The organism is Bacillus sp. 05T21, from assembly GCF_056396785.1.
The window spans coordinates 21,288-46,621 of the sequence record NZ_JBFTMD010000010.1 but is presented as its reverse complement, the minus strand read 5'-3'; the positions used below and the strand labels follow the sequence as shown (position 1 = coordinate 46,621).

Below are 25,334 nucleotides of genomic sequence, written 5' to 3'. Positions count from 1 at the left end.
CATAGATAGGATTTTCGGTTAAAACATACGTACAAAGTCGTAAGACCAATGTGAATTGATGGTGGACCATTTATTACGAAAAGATACGCCTATTAGCGGAGGGAAAAGGAATATGAAACATATACAATGGATGTGTTAATCGTAATATTTTACGTGTTTATGGAGGGATTTTAATGGAACGATTATGGACGAAATCATTTATTCAAATGACTATCGCGATGTTATTTTTATTTACAGGGTTTTATTTGCTTGTTCCAACGCTCCCGCTCTTTATTAAAGAGATTGGTGGAAATGAATCACAAGTTGGGCTGATGATGGGAATGTTTACGATAGCCGCAGTTGTAATACGACCGATTATTGGAGGTATGTTAGATCAATATGGTAGAAGATCTTTTATTATTTTCGGACTCATCTTTTTTGGAATAACGATGTATTCGTATAATTTAGCATCAACTATTGTCCTTTTAGCTGTTTTACGCGTTATTCACGGAGTGACGTGGGCTGTTTCTACAACAGCAGTTGGAACAGCGATAACTGATATTATTCCAGATTCACGTCGTGGTGAAGGGATGGGCTGGTATGGCATGGCGATGACAATCGCGATGGCAATTGGCCCGATGATTGGATTATGGGTTGTACAAAATTATTCATTTCATGGTCTATTCTTGTTAGCAACTCTTTTATCCTTTATGGCAGTCGTATTATCGTTAATAACGAAAATGCCATTCACGCCACAAAAAGAAAAAGGGAAAATTCAGCTGTTTGAAAAATCCGTTTTATCAATAACGGTTGTTGTTTTCTTTTTATCATTTGCATATGGAGGAATAACAACATTTTTACCGTTATTCGCGTCATCAATTGATGTGAATCCTGGGACATTCTTTCTTGTATATGCAATTGCTTTAACAATTGTACGACTTATTTCAGGAAAACTATTAGATAAGTATGGAGAAGTTTTTATCATACTTCCGGCACTATGTATTACTATTTTAGCGATAGTTGTACTAACGATTTCAAATGGTTTGATAGGTGTAATGATTGCAGCGGCATTATATGGTGTTGGATTCGGTTCAGCACAGCCCGCTTTACAAGCAGCGATGCTGACAATTGTTGATCCTAGTAAAAGAGGAGTTGCTAACGCTTCATTCTTTACCGCTTTTGATTTAGGGATTGGATTAGGTGCGATTTTACTTGGAGTTGTTTCACAAATGTTTGGTTACCGTATTTTATTCGCAGGTAGTGCAATTTCAGGATTAATAGCTTTAATTATATTTGTCATTTTTGTAAAACAACGATTAGGCAAAAAAGATTTTGTGTATAAAGCATGATGAATCTATTTGATGTATTGTAAGGTACGGAGGAAATAGCTCAATTCAGCCCGGATATTCTTTAGGGATTGTTTCTGAGAAACCAGTTCGGGAAATAGTGCCAGTTGAGAAAGACGGTAGTTTATTTTTATAGATTTTGATGATCTTTCGTACTTTCAAAACTATGAATTAGTTGTAAGCTATCGTAAAGAAACGGAAGAAATTTAATTTAATTATGTAAAATAATAATTTTATTAAAAATAAATAAATTTTATATGAGAATTATATTTATGGGAATATGAAATAAATATTATAAAAAACCGAGCTGTGCATGAGTGCAGCTCGGTTTTTTATGTTTGTTGAAGAAAAAGGGATTAAAGGTATATTTAGTGGGATTATATGGATAATTGTTATATTTCGTTTTAAAAAATTGTAAAAGGATGTCTGTCCTTTCTTTATAAAAGATGAAAGTTATTTTTGAAAAATTGTATTATTACATCGGTAAAAGTATAGGAAACTTATCATTGTAAAATAAATTGAAATCTTCTAAAAACTCTGATACATTGAAATAGAAATGTAGTTTCATATTATTGTAAAGGCTTACAGTTATGTGCACGAAGATCTATTAGGATTGGAGGAAATAATGATGAAAGCTGAAGAAAAATTTTCCCCGGGATTAGATGGTGTAGTAGCAGCGGAAACGAAAATTTCGTTTCTTGACACAGTAAAAGGTGAAATTGTAATTCAAGGGTATGATTTAATCGAACTCTCAAAAGCAAAAGAGTATTTAGACATTGTGCACCTTTTATTAGAAGAACGTTTACCGAATGAGGATGAGAAAGCAACAATTGAAAAGAAATTAAAAGAAGAATATGCAGTGCCAGAAGGTGTATTCAATGTTCTAAAGGCATTGCCTAAGGAAACGCATCCTATGGATGGGCTACGTACAGGCGTGTCTGCATTAGCTGGTTACGATAGTGATATCGAAAACCGCTCGTTAGAAGTGAATAAAAGTCGAGGATACAAGCTTTTAAGTAAAGTGCCAAATATTGTAGCGAATAGCTACCATATTTTAAATAATGAGGAACCAATTGAGCCTCTTCAAGAATTGTCATATAGTGCGAATTTCTTCTATATGTTAACTGGAAAGAAACCAACTGAACTTGAAGAGAAAATCTTTGATCGTTCCCTTGTTTTATATAGTGAACATGAAATGCCAAACTCTACATTTACAGCACGCGTTATTGCATCAACGCAATCCGACTTATACGGCGCTTTAACAGGAGCAGTTGCATCCTTAAAAGGAAGTCTTCATGGCGGTGCGAATGAAGCGGTTATGTACATGCTTTTAGAAGCTGGTAATGTTGAGAAATTTGAAGAGTTATTACAGAAGAAACTATATAACAAAGAAAAAATTATGGGCTTTGGACACCGTGTTTATATGAAAAAGATGGATCCAAGAGCACTTATGATGAAGGAAGCATTAAAGCAGTTATGTGATGTGAAAGGCGATTATACACTATATGAAATGTGTGAAGCTGGAGAAAAAATTATGGAGAAGGAAAAAGGAATTTATCCGAATCTTGATTATTATGCTGCTCCAGTATATTGGATGCTTGGTATTCCAATTCAACTTTACACACCAATCTTCTTTAGTTCTAGAACAGTAGGGCTATGTGCACACGTAATTGAGCAACATGCGAACAATCGTTTGTTCCGTCCACGTGTAAATTATATTGGCGAGCGACATGCATTTAGTAAATAAAAACAACTGGGGAGTTGTTAGCACCGCCCGCCAGATGGGTGTTTGACCGACACCCATCATTAATAATAACGAATTTTCGACAGAAAGGGAAGAATAGCATGATTAAAACAAATGAAATTAAACAAAAAGATGCATTATTAGAAGAAATTACGGACTATGTATTAAATAAAGAGGTTACAAGTGCAGAGGCATTCAGTACGGCTCGCTACGTATTAGTTGATACACTTGGATGTGGAATTTTAGCACTACAATACCCAGAGTGTACGAAATTATTAGGACCAGTTGTACCAGGAACAATCGTGCCAAATGGTACACGTGTACCAGGAACATCTTATGTGCTAGATCCAGTAAAAGGTGCATTTAATATCGGATGTATGATCCGTTGGTTAGACTATAACGATACTTGGCTTGCAGCAGAGTGGGGACATCCATCTGATAACTTAGGCGGAATTTTAGCAGTTGCAGATTATATTAGCCGCGTTCGTATTTCAGAAGGAAAAGAACCATTAAAAGTACGTGAAGTACTAGAAATGATGATTAAAGCACATGAAATTCAAGGTGTACTTGCTTTAGAAAACAGCTTAAACCGTGTTGGTCTTGACCATGTATTATACGTAAAAGTAGCAACAACTGCAGTAGTTGCGAAAATGCTTGGCGGAACGCGTGAAGAAATCTTTAATGCATTATCACATGCTTGGATTGATAATTCTAGTCTTCGTACATATCGTCATGCTCCAAATACTGGCTCACGTAAATCATGGGCAGCAGGAGATGCGACGAGCCGCGGTGTTCATCTTGCAATGACTGCTCTAAAAGGTGAAATGGGTTACCCAACAGCATTATCTGCGCCAGGATGGGGATTCCAAGATGTATTATTTAATAAACAGGAATTAAAATTAGCAAGACCGCTAGAATCTTATGTAATGGAAAATGTATTATTCAAAGTGTCATTCCCAGCAGAATTCCATGCACAAACAGCTGCAGAATGTGCTGTGAAATTACATCCGGAACTTAAAGAAAGATTAGATGAAATTGATCGTATTACAATTACAACTCATGAGTCAGCAATTCGTATTATCGATAAAGAAGGTCCATTAAATAACCCAGCTGATCGCGATCATTGCTTACAATACATTACTGCAATAGGTTTATTAAAAGGAGATATCGTTGCGGATGATTATGAGGATGTAGTAGCGAATGATCCACGTGTAGATGAATTACGTAATAAGATGGTTGTTGTTGAAAACAAACAGTACAGTTTAGATTACCTTGACCCGAACAAGCGCTCAATCGCCAACGCTGTTCAAGTTCATTTTAAAGATGGTACTGTAACAGAAAATGTGGAATGTGAATACCCACTTGGCCACCGTTTCCGTAGAGACGAAGCAATTCCAAAAGTTGTTCGGAAATTCACTGCAAATATGGCAGGTCATTATTCTAGTAAGCAACAAGAAAAAATCCATGAAGCTTGTCTAAATGAAGAAAAACTAGAAAATATGAATGTAAACGAATTTGTAGATCTATTCTTAATTTAATAATAGGGGGAATTTATAATGGCTTGGGTTGTGAATAAACAGTCAACACAAGAGGAGCTTGCGAATCGCTTCCGAGCTTTAGTAGAAGCAAATGAAATTTTGCAAATTCCAGGTGCTCATGATGCAATGGCGGCTCTTGTTGCGAAAAATACAGGTTTTTCAGCTCTATACTTATCGGGAGCTGCTTACACTGCAAGTAAAGGTCTACCAGATTTAGGTATCGTGACATCTACTGAAGTAGCTGAAAGAGCAAGAGATCTAATTAGAGCTACAGATTTACCAGTTCTTGTTGATATTGATACAGGATTTGGTGGAGTACTAAACGTAGCGAGAACAGCTGTAGAAATGGTAGAAGCGAAAGTAGCGGCTGTTCAAATTGAAGATCAACAATTACCAAAGAAATGTGGACATTTAAACGGTAAGAAACTTGTTACTACAGAAGAATTAGTTCAAAAAATTAAAGCGATTAAAGAAGTTGCGCCAAGTTTATATATTGTAGCACGCACAGATGCTCGCGGCGTGGAAGGATTAGATGCAGCGATTGAAAGAGCGAATGCATATGTAAAAGCAGGGGCAGATGCAATATTCCCAGAAGCGCTTCAATCGGAAGAAGAATTCCGTTTATTTACTAGCAAAGTGAATGCACCTTTACTAGCAAATATGACTGAGTTCGGAAAAACACCATATTATAGTGCAGAGGAATTTGCGAATATGGGCTTCCAAATGGTAATTTATCCTGTAACTTCACTTCGTGTTGCTGCAAAAGCATATGAGAATGTGTTTACGCTAATTAAGGAAACAGGTTCTCAAAAAGATGCACTTTCTAATATGCAAACGAGAAGTGAATTATATGAAACAATTTCATATCATGACTTTGAAGAGTTAGATACTGGAATTGCAAAAACAGTATTATCTGAAGATCAATAGGTAGAAGGATTTAGGCGATGAAAATACATCTTTGGCAAAACGAACTGCTTGATGTGAAAAATCATCGCCTTCTGTTTTCAATAATAAGATATTCCACTCATCGTAGACGAGCATATGCAAAGAGCAACGAAGGCCGAAATGATAGGGGGATTCAGATGGAGAAAACGAAGTTACCATGGGATGAATTTTTTTCACTCAATAAAGATGTGAATAATACTTTCTTTACACCAGAAGATTTTTCAGGGGATGAAGATTTAATTGCAAAAACGACAGAACAATTCGTTAAACAAGAAATTGTCCCGCAAATTGAGAATATTGAACAACATAACTATAAAGTTTCTCGTCAATTATTTGAGAAAGCTGGGGAACTTGGATTATTAGGCATTGAGGTACCAGAAGATTATGGCGGATTCGAGTTAGGAAAGGCTGTCTCAGGTCTTGTAGCAGAGAAAATGGGTTACGCTGGTGCATTTAGCGTTTCTTTTAATATACATGCCGGTGTAGGTACATTGCCTTACATATATTATGGAACGAAAGAACAGAAAGAAAAATATTTACCGAAAATCGCATCGGGAGAATGGATTGGGGCTTATGCTTTAACTGAGCCAAATGCTGGTTCTGATGCATTAAGTGCAAAAACGAGTGCAGTATTGAATGAAGAGGGTACTGCTTGGAAGTTGAATGGTGAGAAGCAGTGGATTACAAATGCTCATATGGCAGATGTATACGTTGTTTTTGCGAAGACAAATAAAGGAATGACAGCGTTTATTGTCGAAAGAACATGTGAAGGTGTATCAATAGGATTAGAAGAAAAGAAGATGGGGATTAAAGGTTCTTCAACAGCGACGCTTATTTTAGAAGATGTTGTCATCCCCGCTGAAAATATTTTAGGGGAAGTTGGGAAAGGGCATCACGTAGCTCTTAATATCCTTAACTTCGCTAGACTAAAACTTGCTTTTGGAAATATTGGAACAGCAAAACAAGCAATCGGTTTATCAGTTCAATATGGAAAAGAGCGAAAACAGTTCCAAACGGAATTAGTAGATTTTACGATGATTCAAGAGAAAATTGCCAATATGATTATTTCTACATATGGAGCAGAAAGTGCAGCTTACCGTACAGCGGGTGTAATTGATGAAGCAATTCATGAGAGTGATGAAGATCTTATGAAAAAAATGTCCCAATTTGCAATTGAATGTGCACTGAATAAAGTAAACGCTTCTGAAACGCTTGCCTATATCGTAGATGAAGCTGTACAAATTCATGGTGGTTACGGTTATATGCAAGAATACGAAGTAGAACGATTATATCGTGATGCTAGAATTAGTCGTATTTTTGAAGGAACGAATGAAATTAATAGATTAACAGTTGCAAAAATGTTAATGAAGCAAATCGAGAAAATAGAAGATGCTGAAGTAGAAATTGATGTAGCAAATGTAGAAAGAAACCATCGTTACATTTTATTAGCGAAAAAATTGTTGAAACAATCTTTGAAAACGCTCTCTAAAACTCCAGGAATAAAAATTGAGCAAGAGCAAGAATATTCACGCGTATTATCAAATATGTTGACGGACGTGTACGTCATGGGATCAGCATTTTTACGTACGAGGAAAGCAGTTAGTAAAAATGGTGAGGAAAAAGAGCGTACGAAACAAATGATAACAGATGTTATTTGTGAAGAAGGATATCGTAAAGTAGAAGAATCCGCGATTTCCATTCTTTCAGCAGCTGTCACAGAAGAACAAAATAGACAAGAAATATTAGCTGAAATCCGTCAATTATTAGTGCCTTTATACTCAAACTTATTTACGAAAAAGAGAGATATTGCGAAAGTTATTATAAATCGCGGGAAATATATTGTGTAAATAGGAGGAAAGCGATATGAAAAAGATTGGTTTTATCGGTTTAGGTAACATGGGTCTTCCAATGTCTAAAAATTTAGTTAAATCTAGCTACACAGTATATGGAGTGGACTTGAATAAAGAGGCGGAAGCTTCCTTTGAAAAAGAAGGAGGAATTATCGGCCTATCAATCTCAAAACTAGCAGAGACATGCGATGTGATTTTTACAAGTTTGCCTTCACCGCGTGCTGTGGAAGCGGTATATTTTGGGGAAGAAGGATTATTTGAAAATAGCCACTCGAATGTAGCTTTAATTGATACAAGTACAGTATCTCCACAATTAAACAAACAATTAGAGGAATCGGCGAAGGAAAAGAAAGTAGACTTTTTAGCAGCACCTGTTAGCGGTGGGGTAATTGGTGCAGAAAACCGTACATTAACGTTTATGGTTGGTGGATCGAAAGAAGTATATGAGAAAACTGAATCTGTCATGGAAGTGCTTGGAGCGAATGTTTTCCATGTTAGTGAGCAGATTGATAGTGGTACAACTGTTAAATTAATTAACAATCTATTAATTGGTTTTTATACAGCTGGTGTGAGTGAAGCTTTAACATTAGCGAAAAAGAACAATATGGATTTAGATAAAATGTTTGATATTTTAAATGTAAGTTACGGTCAAAGTAGAATTTATGAGCGTAATTATAAAAGTTTCATTGCATCAGAAAATTATGAGCCAGGCTTTACTGTAAATTTATTAAAGAAAGATTTAGGATTTGCAGTAGATTTAGCTAAAGAAAGTGAACTTCACTTACCAGTAAGTGAGATGCTATTAAACGTATATGAAGAAGCGAGTGAGGCAGGATATGGTGAAAACGATATGGCTGCTTTATATAAGAAAGTTAGCGAACAATTAATTTCTAATCAAAAATAGTGCACTTATAAAAACCATGATAAAAAAGGAGAGAATATAATGATTACAACTGAAATTAAACGAGTGAAAAATCATATTAATGGCGAATGGGTAGAATCTACTGGTACGGAAGTAGAAGCGGTTCCGAATCCGGCAACCGGAAAAATCATCGCTTATGTTCCACTTTCTCCAAAAGAAGATGTTGAAAAAGCTGTTGAAGCGGCAAAAGCGGCATACAAAACATGGTCTAAAGTGCCAGTTCCAAATCGTTCAAGACAACTATACAAATATCTACAACTGTTACAAGAAAATAAAGAAGAGCTTGCAAAAATCATTACGCTAGAAAACGGTAAAACGCTAACGGATGCAACTGGTGAAGTACAGCGTGGTATTGAAGCGGTAGAACTTGCAACATCAGCACCAAATTTAATGATGGGACAAGCTCTTCCGAATATTGCTAGTGGAATTGATGGATCGATTTGGCGCTACCCAATCGGAGTTGTTGCTGGTATTACACCGTTTAACTTCCCGATGATGATTCCATTATGGATGTTCCCACTTGCAATTGCTTGCGGTAATACATTTGTATTAAAAACATCTGAAAGAACGCCACTTTTAGCTGAGCGACTTGTAGAGTTATTCTATGAAGCTGGTTTTCCAAAAGGGGTATTAAATTTAGTACAAGGCGGAAAAGATGTTGTAAATAGTATTTTAGAAAATAAAGATATTCAAGCAGTTTCGTTTGTTGGCTCTGAGCCAGTGGCACGCTACGTATATGAAACTGGTACAAAAAATGGTAAACGTGTACAAGCGTTAGCAGGTGCGAAAAACCATGCGATTGTAATGCCAGATTGCAACCTTGAGAAAACAGTACAAGGTGTAATTGGGTCTGCGTTTGCAAGTAGTGGAGAGCGCTGCATGGCATGTTCAGTAGTAGCAGTAGTTGATGAAATTGCTGATGAATTCATTGATGTATTAGTAGCGGAAACGAAGAAGTTAAAAGTAGGTGAYGGTTTCAACGAAGATAATTATGTTGGACCATTAATCCGTGAATCTCATAAAGAACGTGTTTTAGGCTATATTAATAGTGGTGTAGCAGATGGAGCAACTTTACTAGTAGATGGCCGTAAAATCAATGAAGAAGTTGGAGAAGGTTACTTTGTTGGTGCAACAATCTTTGATGGTGTAAATCAAGAAATGAAAATTTGGCAAGATGAAATTTTCGCTCCGGTATTAAGTATTGTAAGAGTAAAAGATTTAGAAGAAGGTATTAAGCTGACAAATCAATCGAAATTTGCGAATGGTGCTGTTATTTATACATCAAATGGAAAACATGCACAAACATTCCGAGACAATATTGATGCTGGTATGATTGGTGTAAACGTTAATGTTCCAGCACCAATGGCATTCTTCGCATTTGCAGGAAACAAAGCTTCATTCTTTGGAGATCTTGGTACAAATGGTACGGATGGCGTTCAATTTTATACACGTAAAAAAGTTGTAACTGAGCGCTGGTTTTAATAAAGTGAAATGATAATGAGTGGGGTGCATTCCCACTCATTATCAAAATAATACAAACGAAAATACACTACTCATAATGAAGTAGTGTATTTTCGTTTGTATTGTGTTAACTATTTCTTTCAAAGGCTAATTTAATACCAAACCCAATTAAGACGATTCCTGTAATCCCTTGAATATAACGCTGTGTCTTCGGTTTTTTCATAAAAGCACTAATTTTATCAATTAAAAATATATAAAAAGCAAACCAAATGACTGTTAAAATGAGATAAGTAAGTCCCATAACGAGAAGTTGTATAAATGTATTATGATTTGGATTTAAAAACTGTGGTAAAAAAGTTAAAAAGAAGACTGCAACCTTAGGGTTTAGTAAATTTGTAAGAAACCCTTGGCGAAAGCAAGAAGTATGTTTATTATCATTATTTATTGGAATGTCATCTGTATTTAAGTCTTCTGTGTTTCTTACTGCTAAAAGGGCTTTAATACCAATATAGACTAAATATACAGCACCAACATATTTAAAAATAGAAAATAAAAGAGCAGACTTTACAATAAGTGCTGAAAGACCAATTACAGCAGCTAAAGTGTGAATTAAAAGCGCAACACAAGTACCAAAAACAGTTTTTACGCCGCCGATTTTGCCGGCAATCAATGTGTTTTTCGTAGCCATTGCTGTATCAGGACCGGGTAGAATAATAAGACATATAGACATAATAATAAACAGAAAAAAATTTTCCATAATGTTATCCGCCTTCCTTTGTTGTTTTTAGAAAATTCGATTAACGTTAGTTTAACATACATTTTAGTTAAATAAAATTAAATTATATTTAAAATTATTTAACTGAAAAGAAGAGGCCATATAGAGTAGCTGAGAGTGTGCTACAATATATGGCCTCTTTGTTTAAGCGTTAAGTAAGTTAAAGAATCGATTTACATCTTCTTCTGAAACATCACTTAATTGTTTATATTTATAATTTGGATTTTGGTCTTTATCAACTACAACGGAGCGTACTCCTTCAAAGAAATCTTCATGTCGCATGAAGTTTTTAGCGAGTATAAGATCTGTCGCGAAACATTCTTCAACTGACTTTTCTTGGCCATCAATAAACTGTTTTAATGTTACCTTTAATGAAACAGGGGATTTGGATAATAGCTTTTCTTTCGTTGTTTGGGCAAATGGACTTTGATCTTTCTCTAACGATTGAATGATTCCCTCAATTGTATCGAATGCAAAATGCGAATTAATTTCTTCTACTGAAGAAGAAAGATTGCCATCTAAGTTTGGAGCAGTTGCAAATGTACGAATAACTTCTTTTAAATGAGTATGTACATCTTCTTTTTTCCAATTTACATTTTCAAGTGCGGTAAGGAAATTTGGTAATGAATCTGATGTCATAAAGTAATCAGCAGCGTTAATATATAATACATCAGGAGCTTTTAAAATAGATGCCGTTAAAGCAACATATCGACCAGTATATCCAGGCGCTTTATTTAAGAAATAAGCAGCACCGACATCAGGGAAGAAACCGATGTTCATTTCAGGCATTGCCCACTTCGTACGCTCTGTTACAATTCGATACGTCGCTCCATTTGTCAGACCGACACCACCGCCCATTACAATTCCATCTAAACAAGCGATAATTGGTTTTTTGTATTGATAAATAAATGTATCAATTTCATATTCTTCTTCAAAAAACTGCTCTGCATGTTGTAATGCAACTTCGTTAGAACGTGCTTCGTATAGCGTTTTAATATCACCACCTGCACAAAAACCTTTCGTCCCAGCTCCTTTTAAAACGATGAGTTCAATACACTCATCTTGCTCCCATTCTTTAAGTTTTTGCCCAATTGGTTGTAACATTTCATAGGATAAAGAATTAAGTGCTTTTGGACGGTTTAAAGTAATAGATGCAACGCCGTTTTCGCTAACAGAAAATAAAACGTGTTCAGTCATTATAAATCCTCCCTTACTTATCTTTCTATTCTTATTTCTTGATACATGCTGAAATGTCCTCTATAATTTTTGTCTAAATTAGGTGCTTAGTGTTAGTATTTATTGCATATTTTGACGAGTTATATTTGCAGGATTTCAGAGAATGAAGAGGAATATTACAACATTACTGTAAGTGCTATTATTTGAAAATGTCGTGTTGAAGGCGCTATTATATGTATAACTTATATTGAGTTAGTATACGTGGCGTAAATTAAAGAGTGGATGTAGAAAAAGTTAAAAGGCTGAATTATCTAACTTTTAAAGAGCGCGGGGTTTGTATATAATTAGAAATAGAGAAAGGAGAGATCGGAATGCCAGGACCTTTACTATTGTCGGTTATTATTTTGTCATCTCTTATGGTAGGAATTACACAGTATTTTCATCATACAGATACGACAGAAGAAGTGAAGGCTAAGGTACGTCTCGTGTTTCCGATTTTTATAATATCTATTTCCATATGCTTTTTATTAAATAAAGATGGGTATGTTGTGGCCGTATTTGCGTTTTTTGTAGCGATTGTCTTAATAACTGTATTGTACTACGTTATGAAAGAGTACTTACAAAAATAAGGATGCCTAAAAGGGCATTTTTATTTTTGTAGATTAATAATTTCACATACCGTATTTCATATAAAAAACATAAAATATTTATAATTAAAAAAGTATGTACATCGCGGTGTATTTACTTGTCAATCTTGCATGACCACTATACTATTAAAATGTAGAGATTAGAAAAAAGGGGTTGTATCTAGCATGAAATTTGAGATGCATACAAAAATTATTTCAAATGAAAAAGAAGTAAGATTACATATAGAAGATAATTTATTTCAATTAATTTTAGATGGTTATCATCTATTTACTATTCAAGAAATATTGCCTTTATATAAATCAAACGAAGAAAGAATCGGTAGTGCAATTGTCCAAAAGTTAGAATGGGAGAACGGAAAAACTACACTAAACTATCAGCTTGTTTCACTACAATCAGTAAACTAAAAGGAGAAGGGTAATATGAAGTTTTTTCATACAGCGGATTGGCATTTAGGTAAGCTTGTTCATGGTGTATATATGACTGAAGATCAAAAAATTGTGTTAGATCAGTTTGTACAAGCTGTTGAAGAGGAAAAACCGGATGCTGTAATTATTGCAGGAGATTTATATGACCGAGCAATTCCACCTACAGAAGCAGTAGACTTATTAAATGATGTATTACAAAAGATAGTTATTGATTTACAAACACCAATAATCGCAGTTGCAGGAAACCACGATAGTCCGGACCGCATACATTTTGGTAGTAATTTAATGAAAAAACAAGGATTACATATTGTTGGACAATTCCAGTTTCCATACAATCCTGTTGTTTTAAATGATGAATACGGAGAGGTTCATTTCCATCTCGTTCCGTATGCAGATCCAAGTATTGTTAGACATATATTGAAAAATGAAGATGTTCGTTCTCATGATGATGCGATGCGTATTTTTATGAACGAACTCTCTGAAACGATGGATAAAGAAGCGAGACACATATTTGTAGGACATGCATTTGTAACTTCTTCAGGAGAGGCAGAGGAAAATACGAGTGATGCGGAACGACCACTTTCAATTGGTGGTGCTGAATATGTAAATAGCCATTATTTTGATAAGTTTCATTACACGGCGCTTGGCCATTTACATCAAGCGCATTTTGTACGTAATGAGACAATTCGTTATTCAGGTTCACCACTTGCATATTCTATTTCTGAAGAAAAGCATAAAAAAGGATATTATATTGTGGAACTGGATGAAAAAGGTGAAACAACAATTGAAAAACGTTTACTTACACCACGTCGTAAAATGCGTACAGTAGAAGCGAAAATAGACGATTTATTGCTTCATCCAGTGAGTGAAGATTATGTATTTGTGAAATTATTAGATGAAAATCCTGTCTTGCAGCCAATGGAAAAAATACGGTCTGTATACCCAAATGCAATGCATGTTGAAAGATCTATTCAAAGACGAGAGTTCACAGATGAAAATGAAGTAACTGTTTCAAGACATAAAACGGATGATTTATCTCTTTTAAAAGCATTTTATAAAGAAATGAAAGGGCTAGATTTATCAGAAGAGAAAGAACGTCTATTTTTAGATGTTTTGCAAACAGTGCAAGAACGGGAAGGTGAGCGTGGATGAGACCGATTCAGCTTATAATGACCGCGTTTGGTCCATATAAACAGAAAGAAATAATCGATTTTAAAGATCTTGGTGAGCATCGTATTTTCGCTATTTCTGGAAATACAGGAGCTGGAAAGACAACGATTTTTGATGCAATTTGTTATGTATTATATGGAGAAGCTAGTGGAGAAGAGCGCAGTGATACTAACATGCTTCGTAGCCAATTTGCTGATGATGATGTTTATACAAGTGTGGAATTAACTTTTCAATTAAAAGGAAAAAGTTATGAAATTAAACGACAACTAGGCCATAAAAAACAAGGAAATAAAACAATTACAGGACATGCAGTCGAATTATATGAAGTAATTGATGAGGAAAAAGTTCCATGTGTCGATCGTTTTCATGTAACGGATGTAAATAAAAAAGTTGAAGATTTAATTGGGTTAAGTAAACATCAATTTAGCCAAATTGTCATGTTACCGCAAGGAGAGTTCCGAAAATTATTAACATCTGAAACGGAAAATAAAGAAGAAATACTACGCCGTATTTTTAAAACAGATCGTTATAAATTAATGCGTGAGATATTAGATCAAAAGCGTAAACAATGGAAAGACGTCTTACAAGAAAAACAAAAAGAACGTGAGCTATATTTCCGTAATGTATTTAAATTACCAATACGTGATGGAGCATTATTAGAGGCATTAGTGGAGCAAGAGCATGTAAATACACATCAAGTAGTAGAGGCATTAGAACAAGAAACAATTTGGTACAATGCAGAGGTTGAGCAATTACACTTAGAACAAAATGACAAAACGAAACAATTAAAAGAAGCAGAGGAACGTTTTCATGCAGCAAAAGCTGTAAATGAGAAATTCAAAGATTTAGAACAAAAGAATGAGAAGTACAGTATTTTACAAGAAAACCGTGCCGTAATCGAAATGAAAGAAAAATCTTTTAAACATGCGGAACAGGCGAAGCGATTATTACCATTTGAGCAATGGTATGAGGAAGCGATGCAATATGAACAGCAGTCTGAAAGTTTGTTAAAACAGATAATCGCAAAAAAAGAGCATATAATGAACAGTTTTGCACTTGCTCAGGAGAAATATGAAGCATTAAAGAATAAGGCATCCGAGCGAGAAAATGCTAAAAAACAAGTTCAAAGACTAGAAGAGTTACAGCCAATTATTGCATCATTAGCTGAGAAAAAGTTAAATTTGCAAAATGCTGAAATTCAAATAGGAAAATTAAAAGAAGGTATGCAAAAGTTAGATGAACAACTAGAAGCGCATAAAAATGAAAAACAAAGAATGTCTGGCGAATTACAGCAATTAGAAGCAGCGCTTGAACAATATGTAGCTAAAGTAGAAGAACTAACGAATATGCGAGAAGATGCAAAAGTATTAAAGCAGGCATATGATGTATGGCAAGAAAAACAAAAATACGAGCTAGAAAAAGAAAGTGCGTTTCATAAGATGCAACAGGCAGTTAGTACATATGAAAATATGGAACGCCGCTGGTTAAGTGAACAAGCTGGTATATTAGCTCTTCATTTACATGATGGTGAATCTTGTCCAGTATGTGGTAGTATGGACCACCCGAAAAAAGCTACAGAGCAAAGTAATGCAATTGATGAAAAAGAGTTAAATGAGCTAAGAGAAAAGAAAAATATTGCGGAAAAATTACATGTTCAATTAGAAGAAAAGTGGAATTTCTATCGAGTTCAATATGAACAAGTGATAGAAGAAGTGCTAAAGCGAGGCTATCGCTCAGAAGAATTAGTAGAAACATATAGTGCGCTCGTTCAAAAAGGAAAGCAATTAGCAGCAGAAGTTAATGCGTTAAAAGCAAGTGAAGAAACGCGTAAGCAAATTGCTGTGAATATAAAAAGCGTAGAAGAAAAAGTAGAAGAACTCCAGAAACAAAAGCGTGAAGTAGAAACTGTGCAGCACCGTACTGAAATGGAGTGTATGCAGCTTCGTACGTCATATGAACATGATAAGCAAAATATTCCGGAAAGCTTGCAAACGGTACAAGCTTGGAAAGTACAGTTTGACCAAGCTCTGCAAGAACTTAGGTTAATGGAAGATGAATGGGAGAAAGTACAAGAGGCGTATCAACATTGGCAAAATGAAAATATACGTATTCAAGCAGAACATGATAATGCTTCTAATCAATTTAATAGTGCAAAAGAGAAGAAAGAAGAGACGTTCACACGCTTTATGAAAGAGCTAGAACAAAGCGGATTTACAGATCAATTAACATATAAAGAATCCAAATTAAATGATGCTGAGATGGATAAGTTACAACAAGAAATTCAAAGTTATTACTCATCTCTAGAAGTACTTACAAAACAAATTGAAGAATTAAAAGCAGACTTAAAAGATAAAGAGTATATGGACATTTCTTCATTAGATGAGCAAGTGAAAGAATTGGAAATTAACCTTGATATTATTAAAGAAAAACGACAACGTGCTCAAAACGCCGTATCATATATTACGGATTTACATGAAAATATTAAACGAATTGATGAACAAATTCATGAGGAAGAAAAAGCATTCCAAGAACTTGTTGATTTATATGAAGTAATGAAAGGGGATAACGATAGTCGAATATCCTTTGAACGTTACATCTTAATTGAGTATTTAGAACAAATTGTTCAAATTGCGAACGAACGACTACGTAAATTATCAAATGGACAATTTTATTTAAAACGAAGCGAACGAGTTGAAAAGAGGAATCGACAAAGTGGATTAGGATTAGATGTATATGATGCATATACAGGTCAAACCCGAGATGTAAAAACATTATCTGGCGGTGAAAAATTTAACGCATCACTTTGCTTAGCGCTTGGAATGGCAGATGTAATTCAAGCGTATGAGGGTGGTATTTCCATCGAAACGATGTTTATCGATGAAGGATTCGGCTCATTAGATGAAGAGTCATTAACGAAAGCAGTCGACGCCTTAATTGACTTACAAAAATCAGGCCGATTTATCGGTGTAATTTCACACGTTCAAGAACTGAAAAACGCAATGCCAGCTGTATTAGAAGTAACGAAGCAGAAGGATGGGTGTAGTCAGACGAGATTTGTGGTGAAGTAAGTTCAATTATAATTCATGCTCAAAGTATTGTTTGCAATTTTCTAGTATAGAACTTATGAAAAAACAAATGCCGCCTCATTATAGAGATGGCATTTGTTTTTTATTCAAAACTACATAATTCACCTACGAGTTATCTGTAGAAGGCGGTGTATTTTCTAAGCGATTATACGTTTTAAAGGCCGAAATTGCTGATATAACACCACCTACTAGAAATAAAGCTGATCCGCCGACCAATATGATACGACTGACATATGTTTCGCGCGCTTCTTCAACTTCTTCTTGTAACATTGTTGGCATTTGAATTCCCCCTAAACAACATTTCTTTTGTAGATAGTATATACAAATGCCTAAAATATGTTAAAATCACTGGATAGTATTATGAGGAAGTATATAGTTAGATGTGAATTGTTTGAAAAATCTTCATTATAAATTTATGCTAACTTCACATAGAGCACAAATTGAAATTGTATTATGTATATGTACCAAATAGATGAAATTGTATAGTATTGCTGTTTTTAAATAATCAAAATCCTATTATTTTTATATAAGGGTCTTAATTGTATATTAGAGATAATATTTTATTTAGAAGCAGATTTTAATAAAAAGGAATTCAAATAAAAGGGGAATGTCTTATGACAACATATACGAGCGAGATAAAAAAAAGTTTAGTAACTGAAGAAGATGTGGATATTTTAAAAATAATGGCACATCCAATACGATTACAAATTGTAAATGAATTAAGTGCACGCAAAACTTGTAATGTAACACAATTAACAGAAATATTAAATATTCCTCAATCGACTGTTTCGCAGCATTTATCAAAAATGAAAGGTAAAGTGCTAAGAGCTGAGAGAAGAGGGTTAGAAATTTATTATTATATTAATAATTTAAAAGCAAGCAAGATTGTTAGTGTTTTAGGATATATAAATTAATGAATTGTTATTATACAAAATAGCCTCCGCTGTTAAGCAGGGGCTATTTTGTATTGTTTTATTTATTTGCATTTAAAATTTTATAGTTTTTATGATTTACAATTGTTCGGTCAAATTCAAAAGTACCACCGCTTACATCTGTAACTTCAACTAAGACTGATTCAGTGTATAGTTTTAGTACAGATGCTGTGATCTTTAAGTTATTTCGTTGAAATAGTATAGTATCGCCTACGTTTGCTTTCATAGTACCTCCTTATAAAAGTCAGAAATGTTTGTTTATTATATATATTAAACCACGTATAGATATATTAGTGAATGTTTAGTTTTATTTATCAATAAAATATTTGTTGTTTAATAAAAATTAAAGTGCAACATTATGTAAATGAATTATATATTTTCTGTTTTTATGTAGAAAATTGTAAAAAAACGTTGTAATTTTGTATGTTCCGTTAGAAAAACAAGATATACGGAAGTGGAAGTGGTGGGATTTTTGATTACAAGCATTGTAACGAGAAGCCAGATTACAAGACTATTAAATGATTTGTATTAAGAAATATAGACGCAACATGTTATAAAGCTGGAGAGTTAAAAAGAATATGGTGTTTTTTTGTTTGTATAGGATAATCAAAATTTTGAAGTCCAGCCATGGTGTAACAGGGCGCATAACTTTGTATAAAAGAGGATATGAAAACACACATAAGTCGTATTGATGTAAAACATTATAAAAACTACTACGTATTTAACAAGTAGTTTTTTGTATTTCACCCTTCGTTTTCTGTAACTGATTCCATATTTTTGACGCTTCGTCTTGTAAGTGCTTACATGAGCGAAAACATCCTATACAATGAAGTTGTTAAGTCGAATGAGGTGGCGAAAATAAAAATAAAAAAAGCATATTTAGCGAATAGCATTGAAATAGAAAGAGGAGGCGGAATGATATGAAAAAATCAAATGTTAATCCATGGCTTGTTGTCCTTGGCACAGTCATAGTACAAATGGGACTTGGGACGATATATACATGGAGTTTATTCAATCAGCCTTTAGTTAGTAAATATGGTTGGAGTCTAAACGCTGTTGCTATAACTTTCTCAATTACTAGTCTTTCCTTAGCGTTTTCAACTTTATTTGCGAGTAAATTGCAAGAAAAGTGGGGACTTCGAAAACTTATTATGATAGCTGGACTAGCATTAGGACTAGGATTAATACTTAGTTCACAAGCTTCCTCATTAATATTGCTTTATGTACTAGCAGGGGTTGTTGTAGGTTATGCAGATGGTACAGCATATATCACTTCATTATCCAATTTAATAAAGTGGTTTCCAAAGCGTAAAGGTTTAATTGCTGGTATTTCTGTCTCTGCATATGGTTCGGGTAGCTTAATTTTTAAATATATTAACGCACAGTTAATTGAATCAGTTGGTGTATCACAAGCGTTTATATACTGGGGGTTAATTGTTACAGCTATGATTGTCCTTGGCGCTTGTTTAATCCATCAAGCTGCAGATCAAGGAGCAGTTCATGAAACAAAAACTCAGGAATATACAACGAAAGAAATGTTAGGCACAAAACAAGTATACTTATTATTTATTATGTTATTTACATCATGTATGAGTGGCTTATACTTAATTGGTATGGTAAAAGACATTGGTGTTCAACTTGTAGGGCTTAGCGCAGCGACAGCAGCTAATGCGGTGGCTATGGTTGCAATCTTCAATACATTAGGTCGTATTATTTTAGGACCGTTATCAGATAAAATCGGCCGTTTAAAAATCGTTACTGGTACATTTGTTGCTATGGCAGCTTCAGTCTTGGTTTTAAGTTTCGTAGATTTAAATTATGGTATCTACTTCGTATGTGTAGCAAGTGTAGCGTTTTGCTTTGGTGGAAATATCACTATTTTCCCAGCTATCGTTGGTGATTTCTACGGTATGAAAAACCATAGTAAAAACTACGGAATTGTGTATCAAGGATTTGGATTTGGAGCGCTCGCTGGTTCCTTTATCGGTGCAGTTCTAGGTGGATTCAAACCAACTTTCATGGTGATCGGCGTATTATGTGTCGTATCATTTATTATCGCACTTTTAATCCAAGTGCCTAAGCAGAAAAAAGAAAAAGAAGAAGAGTATCGCAGTGTAGCGTAAGTATATAAATCTTCTTTAACACTATGTTTACTAAAAAGCACCCTATTTAATAGGGTGCTTTTTTATGAATTACAACATGTGGAATTTTCTAGAGGCAAAAAAATGAGTAAAGTATCCGTTTGGATTATATTGGAATATCATAAATTGATATATTACATTCGAAATACTTATTAAATCTTAAATTATAAACACGACATGCATCGGTAATTGCAAGATATACTTTCTCGATATTTTCAGAAAAATGTTGAGAAAATATATACTTGAGTTTTTGGTAAGGCTTTGTAAATGAAGGTATCTACAGTTTATCTTCTTCAATTTTAAAAAGAGGAGTACGAATTAAATTTTTTAATGTAAGTACTTATTAATGCTTTTAGATGTAATTGTATTGAGAAGTACTAAAATATTTTATCTGAAAAATAAAAATAGGTTGACAAGTTTATTGAGAAAGATTATCATTTCGATGTAAGAATATTAAATGAAAAACATTATCAATTAATAATATTTTGATGAAAAGTACACTTGACCAATTAGTTTAGTAAGTGTATTATTTTTTACATTGATATTGATAATCGTTATCATAATAGCTATTTGTTTAATTAGATTAATTTTCAAATGAAAGGATAGAGGAAATGAACTTAGGGGAATTTGATGGAAAAACGGTTTTAGTAACAGGTGCAGCTCAAGGTATAGGCAGTGTTGTTGCCAAAATGTTTTTAGAAAGAGGAGCTACAGTTATTGCGGTTGATCAAAATGAAGATGGGTTAAACGTACTCTTAAATGAAAATGAATTAAATGAAACACGTATGAAAACATTTCATTTAGATGTGAGTGATAGTACCGCTGTTGAAGATATGGTAAACGGTATTGAAAATGATATAGCACCAATAGATATATTAATAAATGTTGCAGGGGTATTACGTATGGGACCAATTCACTCTTTAAGTGATGAAGATTGGAATAAAACCTTCTCTGTAAATTCTACAGGAGTTTTCTATATGTCTCGAGCAGTAAGTAAACATATGATGCAAAGAAGGTCAGGGGCAATTGTTACAGTTGGTTCAAATGCGGCAAATACTCCGAGAATGGAAATGGCTGCGTACGCTGCATCAAAAGCCGCAACGATAATGTTTATGAAGTGTTTAGGATTAGAGCTTGCAGCATACAATATTCGCTGCAACTTAGTTTCTCCTGGTTCTACTGAAACTGAAATGCAAAGATTACTATGGGCTGATGAGAATGGAGCTGAAAATATAATTGCTGGTTCTCAAAATACATATAGACTCGGTATTCCGTTACAAAAAATTGCACAACCTTCAGAAATTGCTGAAGCAGTATTGTTTTTAGCTTCTGATAAAGCAAGTCATATTACAATGCACAATTTATGTGTCGATGGTGGAGCTACATTAGGAGTTTAATAAAAAATTCAGGAGGTTATTATACTATGAATGAACTTACAGCCGTAAAGGAACTGTCAGAAAAACTTTTAGAAGATTATAAGACAGAATCTTCATTCTTTTTCGCTTCACCAACTCGAACAATATTAGCAGAAGGAGAGTTTACTACAGTAAAACATCGTGAAATTGAAAGCTTTCCAGAACTTGTACAAGCGGTATTAAGTAATGCAAAACAAGCCGGAAATCCGAATCCTATCGTTGTTGGTGCTTTGCCTTTTGATCGTAGAAAAGAAGTTCAACTTATCGTACCAGAACATAGTAGAATTACTGAGCGTTTACAGTTAGAGACAACAAATGAGATAAAACGAAATGAGAAACTGACATTTGAAATGACACCGATTCCAGCTCCTGAAGTTTATATGGATGGTGTGAAGCAAGGAATAGCAAAAATTCAGGACGGAGATTTAAGGAAAATCGTTCTATCTAGATCGTTGGATGTTAAGTCTTCCGAGAAAATTGATCAACAAAAACTACTTCGTGAATTAGCGGAACATAATAAGCACGGCTACACATTTGCTGTGAATTTACCGAAAGATGAAAACGAGAACAATAAGACGTTAATTGGAGCAAGCCCTGAATTGCTTGTTTCACGTAGTGGTATGCAAGTAATTTCAAATCCGTTGGCTGGCTCAAGACCACGAAGTGAGGATCCAGTAGAAGATAAAAGAAGAGCAGAAGAATTACTTTCTTCTCCAAAAGATTTACATGAACATGCGGTAGTAGTTGAAGCGGTTGCTGCTGCGCTTCGTCCGTACTGTCATACATTGCATGTGCCAGAAAAACCATCAGTTATTCATAGTGAAGCAATGTGGCATTTGTCTACAGAAGTGAAAGGTGAACTTAAGGATCCAAATACTTCTTCTTTACAATTAGCAATTGCTCTTCATCCTACGCCAGCAGTTTGCGGAACTCCAATGGAAGAAGCGAGAGAGGCTATTCAAAAAATTGAGCCATTTGACCGTGAATTCTTTACAGGAATGTTAGGGTGGAGCGATTTAAATGGAGATGGCGAATGGATTGTTACAATTCGATGTGCTGAAGTGCAAGAGAATACACTTCGCTTATTTGCAGGTGCTGGAGTTGTTGCTGAATCAAAGCCAGAAGATGAGTTAGCAGAAACATCAGCTAAGTTCCAAACAATGTTGAAGGCTTTAGGGTTAAGAGATAATTCGCTGAATGAAAAATAGGGGGAAGAAAGAATGTTAATAGGTTATACGGAATGGCCAAAAGAATTTGCCAATCGCTATCGAGAAGAAGGGTGTTGGCTTGGAGAAACATTTGGTTCGATGTTAAAAGAACGCGCTGAAAAACATGGAGATCAAATTGCGATTGTAAGTGGTAATTCACAAATAACATATAGTGAACTTGATAAACAGGTAGATCGCTTAGCTTCAGGTTTACTGAATTTAGGAATAAAGAAAGAGGATCGAGTTGTAATCCAGTTACCTAATATTATAGAGTTTTTCGAAATATGCTTTGCACTATTTCGAATTGGAGCGCTTCCTGTTTTTGCACTACCTTCACATCGAAGCAGTGAAATTAGTTATTTTTGTGAGTTTGGTGAGGCGAGTGCTTACGTTATTTCAGACAAGGCTCTCGGCTTTGATTACCGAAAACTAGCAAGAGAAGTAAAAGAAAAAGTGCCTACTTTACAACATGTAATCGTAGTAGGGGAAGAGGAAGAGTTTGTGAGTATAAATGAACTTTACATGAATCCAGTTCCGTTACCAGAAGTTCAGCCAAGTGATGTTGCGTTTCTCCAATTATCAGGAGGGACGACAGGACTTTCTAAATTAATTCCTAGAACACATGATGACTATATTTATAGTTTACGTATTAGCGCTGACATTTGTAATTTAAATGCAGAAAGCGTCTATATGGCAGTTCTTCCAGTAGCACACAATTACCCGATGAGTTCTCCAGGAACATTTGGAACTTTCTATGCGGCTGGAAAAGTAGTATTGGCAACTGGAGGTAGTCCAGATGAGTCATTTGCTCTTATAGAAAAAGAAAAAGTTACGATTACAGCGCTCGTTCCACCATTAGCAATGATTTGGCTTGATGCGGTATCTTCCCGTAACGACGATTTATCGAGCTTGCAAGTTATTCAAGTAGGCGGTGCGAAATTTAGTGCCGAAGTTGCGAAGTGTATACGCCCTACATTTGGATGTACGTTACAGCAAGTGTTCGGTATGGCAGAAGGGTTAGTAAATTACACAAGATTAAATGATCCTGAAGAAATCATTATTCATACACAAGGTAGACCGATGTCTACATTCGATGAAGTAAGGGTTGTTGATGAAAATGATAACGATGTAAAGCCCGGTGAAGTAGGAAGTTTATTAACAAGAGGGCCATATACAATTCGTGGCTATTATAAAGCGGAAGAGCATAATGCAAGATCATTTACAAAGGATGGATTTTATCGTACAGGAGATCTTGTGAAAGTAAATGAACAAGGTTACATCATTGTAGAAGGCAGAGATAAAGATCAAATTAATCGTGGCGGTGAGAAGGTTGCTGCGGAAGAGGTTGAAAATCATTTATTAGCGCATGATGCAGTACATGATGTAGCAATTGTATCTATGCCTGACGATTATTTAGGAGAACGTACTTGCGCTTTTGTTATAGCTCGCGGACAATCTCCAACTGTAAGTGAATTAAAAACGTTTTTAAGAGCACGTGGTATAGCGGCTTATAAGATTCCAGATCGAATTGAATTTATTGAATCATTCCCGCAAACAGGTGTTGGAAAAGTAAGCAAAAAAGAATTACGTAAAGCCATTGCTGAAAAACTTATTACAGTAAAACGATAAAAAACTATTAAAATTTGGAAGGAAGTGATTAGATGGCTATCCCATCTATTTCAGTATATAAAATGCCAATTGAATCAGAACTACCAAAAAATAAAGTGAATTGGACGCCAAATCCGAAACGTGCGGTTCTTCTAATCCATGACATGCAAGAATACTTTCTTGATGCATATAGCGATACAGAATCGCCAAAAGTAGAACTAATTTCAAATATTAAGGTGATAAGAGAAAGATGTAAGGAACTAGGTATACCAGTTGTTTATACAGCACAACCTGGTGGACAAACGTTGGAACAACGAGGGTTATTACAAGACTTTTGGGGTGACGGTATTCCTGCTGGACCAGATAAAAAGAAAATTGTCGATGAACTTACTCCAGATGAGGATGATATATTCCTAACAAAATGGAGATATAGTGCATTTAAAAAGACGAATCTATTAGAAATTTTAAATGAACAGGGAAGAGATCAACTTATTATTTGCGGTATTTATGCGCATATTGGCTGCCTTTTAACAGCTTGTGAAGCCTTTATGGATGGTATCCAGCCATTTTTTGTAGCAGATGCAGTTGCTGATTTTTCACTAGAGCATCATAAACAAGCATTGGAGTATGCATCTAATAGATGTGCAGTAACGACATCAACAAACTTACTATTAAAAGATTTACAAAGTGTAAAAGGCGATGACAGTGAAGGAATCACTTTACAGGAAGTACATGAACTAGTTGCACAACTACTCCGTGAGCCAGTAGAGAGTATTGAAGTTGATGAAGACTTATTAAATAGAGGACTTGATTCGGTCAGAATTATGAGTTTAGTAGAGAAATGGCGTCGCGAAGGGAAAGAAATCACTTTTGCAGATTTAGCAGAACGTCCAACTGTTGATGATTGGTACCGTTTACTATCTTCACAAGCAGCACAAGTGCTGTAACAAATAGACTACATAATA

General features: G+C 34.8%; 21 protein-coding genes and 1 pseudogene. 18 read left to right on the top strand and 4 right to left on the bottom strand.

Going from position 1 to position 25,334, the window contains the following annotated elements; all coding sequences use genetic code 11:
- Positions 1–173: 173 nt before the first annotated feature.
- The 8 genes and pseudogenes from AC1DKZ_RS18215 to AC1DKZ_RS18180 all read left to right on the top strand — a co-directional run bounded on the left by AC1DKZ_RS18215 (position 174) and on the right by AC1DKZ_RS18180 (position 9,806).
- A complete protein-coding gene (locus AC1DKZ_RS18215) occupies positions 174–1,328 on the top strand; it encodes an MFS transporter (protein ID WP_476996790.1) in 1,155 nt (384 codons plus the stop codon).
- Positions 1,309–1,535: pseudogene (locus AC1DKZ_RS18210) on the top strand (HesB/YadR/YfhF family protein). Before AC1DKZ_RS18215 ends, AC1DKZ_RS18210 begins: the two are co-directional and overlap by 20 nt.
- A 415-nt stretch (positions 1,536–1,950) precedes the next feature.
- Positions 1,951–3,072, top strand: coding sequence for a citrate synthase (mmgD, locus tag AC1DKZ_RS18205; protein ID WP_476996789.1), 1,122 nt, complete (start codon positions 1,951–1,953; stop codon positions 3,070–3,072).
- A gap of 98 nt (positions 3,073–3,170) precedes the next feature.
- Positions 3,171–4,607, top strand: coding sequence for a 2-methylcitrate dehydratase (gene prpD, locus AC1DKZ_RS18200; protein WP_476996788.1), 1,437 nt, complete (start codon positions 3,171–3,173; stop codon positions 4,605–4,607).
- An 18-nt stretch (positions 4,608–4,625) separates the two neighbouring features.
- Positions 4,626–5,534, top strand: a complete 909-nt coding sequence (gene prpB / locus AC1DKZ_RS18195; RefSeq protein WP_002136186.1) for a methylisocitrate lyase — start codon at positions 4,626–4,628, stop codon at positions 5,532–5,534.
- Positions 5,535–5,689: 155 nt separating this feature from the next.
- Positions 5,690–7,399, top strand: coding sequence for an acyl-CoA dehydrogenase family protein (locus AC1DKZ_RS18190; RefSeq protein ID WP_476996787.1), 1,710 nt, complete (start codon positions 5,690–5,692; stop codon positions 7,397–7,399).
- A 16-nt stretch (positions 7,400–7,415) separates the two neighbouring features.
- Positions 7,416–8,306 (top strand): NAD(P)-dependent oxidoreductase, encoded by an 891-nt coding sequence (locus tag AC1DKZ_RS18185; RefSeq protein ID WP_002031851.1) that lies wholly within the window; start codon positions 7,416–7,418, stop codon positions 8,304–8,306.
- A 39-nt stretch (positions 8,307–8,345) separates the two neighbouring features.
- Entirely contained in the window at positions 8,346–9,806 is a 1,461-nt protein-coding gene (locus tag AC1DKZ_RS18180; RefSeq protein ID WP_113937822.1) for a CoA-acylating methylmalonate-semialdehyde dehydrogenase, read from the top strand.
- 106 nt (positions 9,807–9,912) lie between these two features.
- Here AC1DKZ_RS18180 and AC1DKZ_RS18175 read toward each other — a convergent pair whose 3' ends face one another.
- Both AC1DKZ_RS18175 and AC1DKZ_RS18170 read right to left on the bottom strand, forming a co-directional pair.
- On the bottom strand, positions 9,913–10,545 hold the full coding sequence (locus tag AC1DKZ_RS18175; protein ID WP_404443325.1) for a LysE family translocator: 633 nt from the start codon (positions 10,543–10,545) through the stop codon (positions 9,913–9,915).
- Between the two features lie 159 nt (positions 10,546–10,704).
- Positions 10,705–11,757, bottom strand: a complete 1,053-nt coding sequence (locus AC1DKZ_RS18170; RefSeq protein WP_476996786.1) for an enoyl-CoA hydratase/isomerase family protein — start codon at positions 11,755–11,757, stop codon at positions 10,705–10,707.
- 350 nt (positions 11,758–12,107) lie between these two features.
- Between AC1DKZ_RS18170 and AC1DKZ_RS18165 the strand changes: the two genes are divergently transcribed.
- The 4 genes from AC1DKZ_RS18165 (at position 12,108) to AC1DKZ_RS18150 (ending at position 17,047) form a co-directional block, all read left to right on the top strand.
- Positions 12,108–12,365, top strand: coding sequence for a hypothetical protein (locus AC1DKZ_RS18165; protein WP_002012747.1), 258 nt, complete (start codon positions 12,108–12,110; stop codon positions 12,363–12,365).
- Between the two features lie 183 nt (positions 12,366–12,548).
- Positions 12,549–12,788 (top strand): DUF2584 family protein, encoded by a 240-nt coding sequence (locus AC1DKZ_RS18160; protein WP_002085739.1) that lies wholly within the window; start codon positions 12,549–12,551, stop codon positions 12,786–12,788.
- A 15-nt stretch (positions 12,789–12,803) separates the two neighbouring features.
- Positions 12,804–13,961, top strand: a complete 1,158-nt coding sequence (locus AC1DKZ_RS18155) for an exonuclease SbcCD subunit D (RefSeq protein WP_002012752.1) — start codon at positions 12,804–12,806, stop codon at positions 13,959–13,961.
- Positions 13,958–17,047, top strand: a complete 3,090-nt coding sequence (locus AC1DKZ_RS18150; protein ID WP_476996785.1) for an AAA family ATPase — start codon at positions 13,958–13,960, stop codon at positions 17,045–17,047. The genes AC1DKZ_RS18155 and AC1DKZ_RS18150 overlap by 4 nt, the downstream gene beginning before the upstream one ends.
- A gap of 123 nt (positions 17,048–17,170) precedes the next feature.
- Here the strand turns inward: AC1DKZ_RS18150 and AC1DKZ_RS18145 are convergent, their stop codons facing one another.
- Positions 17,171–17,344, bottom strand: a complete 174-nt coding sequence (locus AC1DKZ_RS18145; protein WP_001142748.1) for a hypothetical protein — start codon at positions 17,342–17,344, stop codon at positions 17,171–17,173.
- Positions 17,345–17,679: 335 nt separating this feature from the next.
- Between AC1DKZ_RS18145 and AC1DKZ_RS18140 the strand changes: the two genes are divergently transcribed.
- Positions 17,680–17,979, top strand: a complete 300-nt coding sequence (locus AC1DKZ_RS18140; protein ID WP_097832019.1) for an ArsR/SmtB family transcription factor — start codon at positions 17,680–17,682, stop codon at positions 17,977–17,979.
- 58 nt (positions 17,980–18,037) lie between these two features.
- Here the strand turns inward: AC1DKZ_RS18140 and AC1DKZ_RS18135 are convergent, their stop codons facing one another.
- Positions 18,038–18,223, bottom strand: coding sequence for a YkvS family protein (locus tag AC1DKZ_RS18135; RefSeq protein ID WP_002012762.1), 186 nt, complete (start codon positions 18,221–18,223; stop codon positions 18,038–18,040).
- Between the two features lie 694 nt (positions 18,224–18,917).
- Here AC1DKZ_RS18135 and AC1DKZ_RS18130 point away from each other — a divergent pair.
- From AC1DKZ_RS18130 to AC1DKZ_RS18110, 5 genes are all read left to right on the top strand, one after another.
- Positions 18,918–20,120, top strand: coding sequence for an L-lactate MFS transporter (locus tag AC1DKZ_RS18130; protein WP_113937825.1), 1,203 nt, complete (start codon positions 18,918–18,920; stop codon positions 20,118–20,120).
- 629 nt (positions 20,121–20,749) lie between these two features.
- Entirely contained in the window at positions 20,750–21,535 is a 786-nt protein-coding gene (gene dhbA, locus AC1DKZ_RS18125; protein WP_476996784.1) for a 2,3-dihydro-2,3-dihydroxybenzoate dehydrogenase, read from the top strand.
- Between the two features lie 26 nt (positions 21,536–21,561).
- Complete coding sequence (gene dhbC / locus AC1DKZ_RS18120) at positions 21,562–22,761, top strand: isochorismate synthase DhbC (RefSeq protein WP_476996783.1); 1,200 nt, start codon at positions 21,562–21,564, stop codon at positions 22,759–22,761.
- 12 nt (positions 22,762–22,773) lie between these two features.
- Positions 22,774–24,390: a (2,3-dihydroxybenzoyl)adenylate synthase gene (locus tag AC1DKZ_RS18115; protein ID WP_476996782.1), complete on the top strand. Its 1,617-nt coding sequence runs from the start codon at positions 22,774–22,776 to the stop codon at positions 24,388–24,390.
- Positions 24,391–24,422: 32 nt separating this feature from the next.
- A complete protein-coding gene (locus tag AC1DKZ_RS18110; protein WP_002136203.1) occupies positions 24,423–25,316 on the top strand; it encodes an isochorismatase family protein in 894 nt (297 codons plus the stop codon).
- Positions 25,317–25,334: the final 18 nt, after the last annotated feature.

Coding starts and splice junctions, on each gene's coding strand:
- AC1DKZ_RS18215 (WP_476996790.1), top strand. CDS start 174: ATGGAACGATTATGGACGAAATCATTTATTCAAATGACTATCGCGATG.
- mmgD (WP_476996789.1), top strand. CDS start 1,951: ATGATGAAAGCTGAAGAAAAATTTTCCCCGGGATTAGATGGTGTAGTA.
- prpD (WP_476996788.1), top strand. CDS start 3,171: ATGATTAAAACAAATGAAATTAAACAAAAAGATGCATTATTAGAAGAA.
- prpB (WP_002136186.1), top strand. CDS start 4,626: ATGGCTTGGGTTGTGAATAAACAGTCAACACAAGAGGAGCTTGCGAAT.
- AC1DKZ_RS18190 (WP_476996787.1), top strand. CDS start 5,690: ATGGAGAAAACGAAGTTACCATGGGATGAATTTTTTTCACTCAATAAA.
- AC1DKZ_RS18185 (WP_002031851.1), top strand. CDS start 7,416: ATGAAAAAGATTGGTTTTATCGGTTTAGGTAACATGGGTCTTCCAATG.
- AC1DKZ_RS18170 (WP_476996786.1), bottom strand. CDS start 11,757: ATGACTGAACACGTTTTATTTTCTGTTAGCGAAAACGGCGTTGCATCT.
- AC1DKZ_RS18165 (WP_002012747.1), top strand. CDS start 12,108: ATGCCAGGACCTTTACTATTGTCGGTTATTATTTTGTCATCTCTTATG.
- AC1DKZ_RS18160 (WP_002085739.1), top strand. CDS start 12,549: ATGAAATTTGAGATGCATACAAAAATTATTTCAAATGAAAAAGAAGTA.
- AC1DKZ_RS18155 (WP_002012752.1), top strand. CDS start 12,804: ATGAAGTTTTTTCATACAGCGGATTGGCATTTAGGTAAGCTTGTTCAT.
- AC1DKZ_RS18150 (WP_476996785.1), top strand. CDS start 13,958: ATGAGACCGATTCAGCTTATAATGACCGCGTTTGGTCCATATAAACAG.
- AC1DKZ_RS18145 (WP_001142748.1), bottom strand. CDS start 17,344: ATGCCAACAATGTTACAAGAAGAAGTTGAAGAAGCGCGCGAAACATAT.
- AC1DKZ_RS18140 (WP_097832019.1), top strand. CDS start 17,680: ATGACAACATATACGAGCGAGATAAAAAAAAGTTTAGTAACTGAAGAA.
- AC1DKZ_RS18135 (WP_002012762.1), bottom strand. CDS start 18,223: ATGAAAGCAAACGTAGGCGATACTATACTATTTCAACGAAATAACTTA.
- AC1DKZ_RS18130 (WP_113937825.1), top strand. CDS start 18,918: ATGAAAAAATCAAATGTTAATCCATGGCTTGTTGTCCTTGGCACAGTC.
- dhbA (WP_476996784.1), top strand. CDS start 20,750: ATGAACTTAGGGGAATTTGATGGAAAAACGGTTTTAGTAACAGGTGCA.
- dhbC (WP_476996783.1), top strand. CDS start 21,562: ATGAATGAACTTACAGCCGTAAAGGAACTGTCAGAAAAACTTTTAGAA.
- AC1DKZ_RS18115 (WP_476996782.1), top strand. CDS start 22,774: ATGTTAATAGGTTATACGGAATGGCCAAAAGAATTTGCCAATCGCTAT.
- AC1DKZ_RS18110 (WP_002136203.1), top strand. CDS start 24,423: ATGGCTATCCCATCTATTTCAGTATATAAAATGCCAATTGAATCAGAA.